We start from the raw sequence: 5,448 nt of genomic DNA on the forward strand, positions 1-5,448 counted from the left end.
TAGCGACGGATAACCAAGTAGATATTACTTTAACGCCGATTACTCCTGCTACTTCTCACAATTAATCCACTTTTTGCCCCAATAACTGGATTTTCTACCGCTAATCCCGTCCAATCCAGCCGATTTCCTGCAATTACCTACAATTTAGCTGTAGTCACTACCGCTATTCCGTTCGCTGCTCCCCAACAGCGTAGATTAACGCCAGTTTTTCCAGCTATTTCGTCCAAGGCACCACAGAGATCATCGCAGTCTCTGCTGCTGAGGTACTTCAAGCGGATTACCCTGTAGCCTCTGAGCAACAAAGGATACATCAACCGGGTCATCCCACGGTCTCTGATCAACCTAGGTACCTCTACCGGATTATCCCATTAGCGACGGACAACCAAGTAGATATTACTTTAACGCCGATTACTCCTGCTACTTCTCACAATTAATCCACTTTTGCCCCAATAACTAGATTTTCTACCGCTAATCCCGTCCAATCCAGCCGATTTCCTGCAACTACCGACGATTTAGCTGCAGTCACTACCGCTATTCCGTTCCCTGCCACTCAGCAGCGCAGATTAACGCCAGTATATCCAGCTATTTCATCCGAGGCACCTCAACCGGATCATCGTACAGTATCTGAGCTGCTAAGGCACCCAATCGGTTCGTCGTACAGTCTCTGAGCAGCTGAGGTACTTCAAGCGGATCATCCCCTTAGCGATGGATAACCGAGTAGATATTACTTTTACGCCGATTACTCCTGCTACTTTCCACAATTAATCCGCTTTTTGACCCAATAACTGGATTTTCTACCGCTAATCCCGTCCAATCCAGCCGATTTCCTGCAACTACCGACGATTTAGCTGCAGTCACTACCGCTATTCTGTTCCCTGCCACTCAGCCGCGCAGATTAACGCCAGTTTATCCAGCTATTTCATCCGAGGCACCTCAATCGGTTCATCCCTCGTCTCCGAGCACCCAAGACACCCCTAAAATACAAAAAGGACCCAGCGCGAAATCACCGCCAGGTCCATCTTGTCATTTGCGAATCCCCGAAAGGATTAATTCCCACACCAAATCAAACTCTTGCTCAATCGTCGAAGAGGACCACTCATACGCATGAGCGGGATGATGGAATCTCGATGTAGCGAAGAAAACAGCCCGCGCCATAGTCTCAGGTTGGACAGCGCGAAACTCCTTCGCGCTAACGCCAGCCTCGATGATACCCGTCATCTGGCTGAGCAGATGCTGCACATGCTCCGCAATCATTTCCACGGCTTCCAAAGTAACCACCGAATACATGCCGARCATTTCCGGATCCTCAACGACATGCTTCCGTTTACTTTGGATCAGCGCTTGGAGCCATGTCCGCAGTCGATCCGCAGCGCTGCCACCTGATTGTTCCGCCAGCTCCTGCAGAGGCTTCGCTATCCTAAGCAGCCAACGCTCGGTAACTGCTTCTCGTAATGCCRCTTTGCTCGGAAAATGTCGATACAACGTCCCATGACTGACCTGCAGGGCTTTGGCAACATCAACGACAGATGTTTTCTCTGGGCCATAACGTCGCAGAACTTGTTCCGCGGCTTCCAGAATTGCTTCCTTGGTTAAGGGTTGATCATTAGCCATATTGGTGTTCTCCCTAAGTATGATTCTCATCATAGCACAAGGAATAAAGAAACTTAAAGTATCAACTATGGTATTCTGTCATTTGTCTCACTCGAGCATGGATAACGTTGTATCTACGATACCCTGCAATTTCTCTTCATCTTCCGTTGTTTTAACCAATACCCGCAGTCCGAGTAAAGTATTATTCAAAAACTGTGAAAGCTTAAGCGCATCCTGTTGAGCGCCTATTTCTCCCGATTTTATACCGAGTTCAACAAGCTCTTGCAACCGTGCCTCCGTCTTGGAAAAGCTCTCGTTAACCTTGGCCGCGGCTTCCTCATCGTGTATGGCTAGCTCCACAGCTGTGTTGACCATTAAGCAACCCCGGGGTTTATCTTCTTTTTTACGAATCGCTCGTTCAAAAATTTCTCTAATCGCCTTTTTCGGCGATGTATGCCCATCGGCATTATATATAGGTATACCGATCACTTCTTCATACCGGTCAATAACTTTCATAAATAAATCATGTTTATCTCCAAAGGTGTCATAGATGCTTCTTCGATGGACGCCCATTTCCGTAACCAAGTCTTGCATGGATGTTTTTTCATAGCCTTTTTCCCAGAAAACGCCCATAGCTTTGCCCAGTACGGTATTAACTTCGAACTCTCTGTTTCTAGCCATACGCTACCCCCTTCATACAGAGACTAGTATAGCATTACGAGCGGCCTGGCAACTACATCAGGTCTGTCAGGCGATCCGACGTGTACGGAATTAGTTCATTATCCCGACCTTCGCGAATCTTAATCGCCCAAGCCGGATCTGCCAAGATGGCGCGGCCAATTGCAGCGAGATCAAATTCCTCACGCGCAAGCCGCTCCACCAATTCGTCGATCATTTCGTGCTCATCTTTCTGGTCAAATGGCTCAGATTCCAGCCCCACCGAACCGACGGTGATGGTCGGCTTGCCTGTCAGCTTCTTGGTCCAGCCTGCAAGATTCAGCTCTGATCCTGGGAACGCTGGCTCCCAGAAATGCCGGCTCGAACAGTCGAATACATCCACACCTGCTTCCACCAGCGGTGCCAGAAACTGAGCCAATTCCTCTGGTGATTTTGCCAGTTTGGCATCATACGAACCTATTTTCCACTGGGAGAACCGTAAAATGATCGGAAAGTCAGGTCCGACCGCCTGCCGGCAGGCTTCGATAATCTCAACAGCAAAACGTGTCCGCGCAACTAAGTCGCCACCATAGCGATCTGTCCGTTGATTCGTTTTTTCCCAGAAGAACTGATCGATCAGATAGCCGTGACCGCCGTGCAGCTCAATGCCATCAAATCCAATCTGTTTGGCGTTCGCAGCGCCATCCGCATAAGCCTTAATGACGTCGGCAATCTCTAATTCGGTCATGGGCTCCCCTGCTTTCTCCCCCATTAAATCAAGGCCTGAGGGGGAAATGGAGGCAGCCTCCAGGTTCGGCTCTGAGCGAGTCCTCCTGGTAATCCCTACATGCCATAGCTGAGAAATAATTTTCCCACCTGCCGCGTGCACTTCTTTTACAACATGAGCCCAGCCGCTCAAAGCAGCTTCCCCGTGCATATGCGGGATGTTAGGGTCACCTGTCGCAGCAGGATGATCGATAACAGCTCCCTCCGTCACAATCAGAGCGACTCCGTTCTCTGCGCGTCTGCGATAATAGGCAGCTACATCTACTCCCGGTACACCATTCGGAGAAAAGCTTCTCGTCATAGGAGCCATAACAATACGATTAGGCAAGGTAAGTTTATTTAGTGTGAAAGGTTGAAATAACGGTTGAATGGATTGCTTTTGACCAATGCTCATGGGATCCCTCCATCTTTCGTTTCATCACGATCGTCACTGTTACCTTTTCCTTAGTCTTGTTTAATTATTTGTTAGGCTGCTACTACAGCTACTGCTTTTCTATTACGAATTCTCAGCGCTACAATTGCTGCAAGCAGACAGACGAAGCCCGCGGCAACAAACGGCACTGTATAGCTGCCAAGCAGTTCGCGCAGGAAGCCTGCGCCATAAGCTGCTGTGGAAGCACCCGCTTGGTGAGCAACCAAAATCCAACCAAAAATCATCCCTGCTTTCTCTTTGCCAAAAGCATCAGATGTCAATTTCACTGTCGGTGGGACCGTTGCAATCCAGTCCAATCCATAAAACACCGCGAATACCGTAAGCTGCGTATATCCAGTACCAAGTGCATAAGGTAGGAAGATCAGTGATAAACCGCGCAGTCCATAATACCAGAATAGCAGCCATCTGCTATCGAAACGGTCAGACAACCAACCTGAGAAAGTGGTACCCACAAGATCAAATATCCCCATCAACGCGAGCAAGCTTGCAGCTGTAACAATTGGAATGTTGCTATCTCCACAAGCTGCGATCAGATGTGTACCAATTAGCCCATTTGTCGAGAATCCGCAAAAGAAGAAAGTACCAGCGAGCAGCCAGAATGTCAGATTCTTCGTCACGGAAAATAGCGTACGAATAGGAGTGAGCAGTAAATTCCCCTGGAAAGGCTCAGGCTTCACAATTTCCGTAGTGCCGAGCGGGGCTACGCCTTTATCATATGGATGATTTCTCATCCAGATAAGAATAATCGGCAGCAAGATAAGCAGTGCCGCCATAATAACGTACACGGCATTACGCCAACCATTGTCACTCGTAATCCTGGCTAGCAATGGGAGGAATAATAACTGCCCTGTAGCGGCGCTCGCTGTAAGCATGCCTATTACCAACCCTTTGTGTTTCACGAACCAGCGATTCGCAACAGTTATCCCCAAGACGTTAGCCAGTGCTCCCGTGCTAAGTCCACCCAGTACTCCCCACAACAGCATGAGCTGCCATACTGCCGTTATGAACGGCGTGAGCCCTAATGAGATCAGCATTAGCAGAATGGCAAAGACCATTGTTCGGCGAACTCCGAATTTAGCCAGCATCGCGGCCGAGAACGGACCAATAAAGCCATATAATAAAATACGAATGGAAATGACGCCAGAAATGGATGCTCGAGTCCAGCCGAACTCTTTTTCTAGGGATTGAATCAACACACTCGGAAAAGAGCTGATCCCCGCAGACACAAGCAACGTTAGAAACACAATACCTATAACAACCCAACCATAATAAAACTTGGAGAGTTTATTTTCCTTCAACATCTCTATCACCCCTTCTGCTTATTGAGAATGTTCATTCCCAAAATATAATGTGTATGTTACACTACACGTTTCAATGTTGTCAATGAAAAAAAACATCCTGACGAGTTACTTCCTCATCAAGATGTTCTTGTTAGTCAACCTACTGCGTTAGCCGTTAGTTCTGCGCTATCATATTTGCTTTCTTCCACTTGTAAGAGACCATCTTTTGGCAGAATCCTCTTAATTAAACCTACAAATCCTCGAATGGTAAATAGCGTGAAATTGAGAGATGCAAAAGTATGCAAGACCGTCCAAGAATTCCACTTAAATAATTTGGTTTTCCTTTCTAAAGCCCACTGAAGCAAAGCCATAGGGACACTGAAGAAAAGACTTTTGGTTATTAGCTCCCGCGGTTTGCTGTTATAAGTCGTTCTGACCCAAATAACGCTTAAAAGCGGATAAAATAAAAAGTCGTACAAAATATTGGTCTCAAAGATTTTCGGAAACGGACGTGCCGGATAGGCAATTCTCTTCTTTTTAATGAAGTAGGAATCCAAAGTAACCGCGAGCACACATTTTGCAAAGAACACGGTTAAGAGCATAAGCAAGTTTTTACGTTTCAAAACAAAGGGAATTGCTGCCGCGGAAGCCAGGAACAGCATCCTTAATAGTAGTTTTTCCAACGTCGTTACCTCCTAATAG

The 5,448-nt window shown here is 47.3% G+C and carries 5 protein-coding genes; all 5 read right to left on the bottom strand.

Going from position 1 to position 5,448, the window contains the following annotated elements; all coding sequences use genetic code 11:
• Window positions 1-1,023: 1,023 nt before the first annotated feature.
• The 5 genes from AC1DUA_RS21630 to AC1DUA_RS21650 all read right to left on the bottom strand — a co-directional run bounded on the left by AC1DUA_RS21630 (window position 1,024) and on the right by AC1DUA_RS21650 (window position 5,429).
• The gene (locus AC1DUA_RS21630; protein ID WP_477501739.1) at window positions 1,024-1,611 is read right to left on the bottom strand and encodes a TetR/AcrR family transcriptional regulator; all 588 of its coding nucleotides are present in this window, start codon (window positions 1,609-1,611) and stop codon (window positions 1,024-1,026) included.
• An 87-nt stretch (window positions 1,612-1,698) separates the two neighbouring features.
• Window positions 1,699-2,271: a TetR/AcrR family transcriptional regulator gene (locus AC1DUA_RS21635; RefSeq protein WP_477501740.1), complete on the bottom strand. Its 573-nt coding sequence runs from the start codon at window positions 2,269-2,271 to the stop codon at window positions 1,699-1,701.
• Between the two features lie 52 nt (window positions 2,272-2,323).
• Window positions 2,324-3,427 carry an NADH:flavin oxidoreductase gene (locus AC1DUA_RS21640; protein ID WP_477501741.1) on the bottom strand — a complete coding sequence of 368 codons (1,104 nt, stop codon included), beginning with the start codon at window positions 3,425-3,427 and terminating at the stop codon, window positions 2,324-2,326.
• A gap of 71 nt (window positions 3,428-3,498) precedes the next feature.
• Entirely contained in the window at window positions 3,499-4,767 is a 1,269-nt protein-coding gene (locus tag AC1DUA_RS21645) for an MFS transporter (RefSeq protein WP_477501742.1), read from the bottom strand.
• Between the two features lie 134 nt (window positions 4,768-4,901).
• Entirely contained in the window at window positions 4,902-5,429 is a 528-nt protein-coding gene (locus tag AC1DUA_RS21650; protein ID WP_477501743.1) for a CBO0543 family protein, read from the bottom strand.
• Between the last annotated feature and the right edge of the window lie 19 nt (window positions 5,430-5,448).

The sequence above is a fragment of the Paenibacillus sp. 01T422 genome (genome assembly GCF_056398785.1).

What these genes read in the sequence shown, in the direction of transcription:
- AC1DUA_RS21635 (WP_477501740.1), bottom strand. Translation starts at nt 2,271, where the DNA reads ATGGCTAGAAACAGAGAGTTCGAAGTTAATACCGTACTGGGCAAAGCT.
- AC1DUA_RS21645 (WP_477501742.1), bottom strand. Translation starts at nt 4,767, where the DNA reads ATGTTGAAGGAAAATAAACTCTCCAAGTTTTATTATGGTTGGGTTGTT.
- AC1DUA_RS21640 (WP_477501741.1), bottom strand. Translation starts at nt 3,427, where the DNA reads ATGAGCATTGGTCAAAAGCAATCCATTCAACCGTTATTTCAACCTTTC.